General features: G+C 53.5%; 1 rRNA gene. It reads left to right on the forward strand.

The features are described 5' to 3' along the window. Positions 1-1,400: ribosomal RNA gene (locus AB8804_RS23225) — 23S ribosomal RNA — on the forward strand; the annotation flags it as partial. Positions 1,401-1,418 lie beyond the last annotated feature (18 nt).

Genomic DNA, 1,418 nt, shown 5'->3' on the forward strand with positions numbered 1-1,418 from the left:
TTAACGCTGAGGTGTGATGACGAGGCACTACGGTGCTGAAGTGATAAATGCCCTGCTTCCAGGAAAAGCCTCTAAGCATCAGGTAACACGAAATCGTACCCCAAACCGACACAGGTGGTCAGGTAGAGAATACCAAGGCGCTTGAGAGAACTCGGGTGAAGGAACTAGGCAAAATGGTGCCGTAACTTCGGGAGAAGGCACGCTGATATGTAGGTGAAGCCCCTGCGGGCGGAGCTGAAATCAGTCGAAGATACCAGCTGGCTGCAACTGTTTATTAAAAACACAGCACTGTGCAAACACGAAAGTGGACGTATACGGTGTGACGCCTGCCCGGTGCCGGAAGGTTAATTGATGGGGTTAGCGGCAACGCGAAGCTCTTGATCGAAGCCCCGGTAAACGGCGGCCGTAACTATAACGGTCCTAAGGTAGCGAAATTCCTTGTCGGGTAAGTTCCGACCTGCACGAATGGCGTAATGATGGCCAGGCTGTCTCCACCCGAGACTCAGTGAAATTGAACTCGCTGTGAAGATGCAGTGTACCCGCGGCAAGACGGAAAGACCCCGTGAACCTTTACTATAGCTTGACACTGAACACTGGTCCTTGATGTGTAGGATAGGTGGGAGGCTTTGAAGCGTGGACGCCAGTCTGCGTGGAGCCGCCCTTGAAATACCACCCTTTAATGGCTGGTGTTCTAACGTAGACCCGTAATCCGGGTTGCGGACAGTGTCTGGTGGGTAGTTTGACTGGGGCGGTCTCCTCCCAAAGAGTAACGGAGGAGCACGAAGGTTAGCTAATCCTGGTCGGACATCAGGAGGTTAGTGCAATGGCATAAGCTAGCTTGACTGCGAGAGTGACGGCTCGAGCAGGTGCGAAAGCAGGTCATAGTGATCCGGTGGTTCTGAATGGAAGGGCCATCGCTCAACGGATAAAAGGTACTCCGGGGATAACAGGCTGATACCGCCCAAGAGTTCATATCGACGGCGGTGTTTGGCACCTCGATGTCGGCTCATCACATCCTGGGGCTGAAGTAGGTCCCAAGGGTATGGCTGTTCGCCATTTAAAGTGGTACGCGAGCTGGGTTTAGAACGTCGTGAGACAGTTCGGTCCCTATCTGCCGTGGGCGCTGGAGAATTGAGGGGGGCTGCTCCTAGTACGAGAGGACCGGAGTGGACGCATCACTGGTGTTCGGGTTGTCATGCCAATGGCACTGCCCGGTAGCTAAATGCGGAAGAGATAAGTGCTGAAAGCATCTAAGCACGAAACTTGCCCCGAGATGAGTTCTCCCTGACCCTTTAAGGGTCCTGAAGGAACGTTGAAGACTACGACGTTGATAGGTCGGGTGTGTAAGCGCAGCGATGCGTTGAGCTAACCGATACTAATGAACCGTGAGGCTTAACCTTACAACGCCGAAGCTGTTT

Source organism: Enterobacter sp. KBR-315C3_2022 (genome assembly GCF_041399425.1).
Classification (GTDB): domain Bacteria; phylum Pseudomonadota; class Gammaproteobacteria; order Enterobacterales; family Enterobacteriaceae; genus Enterobacter.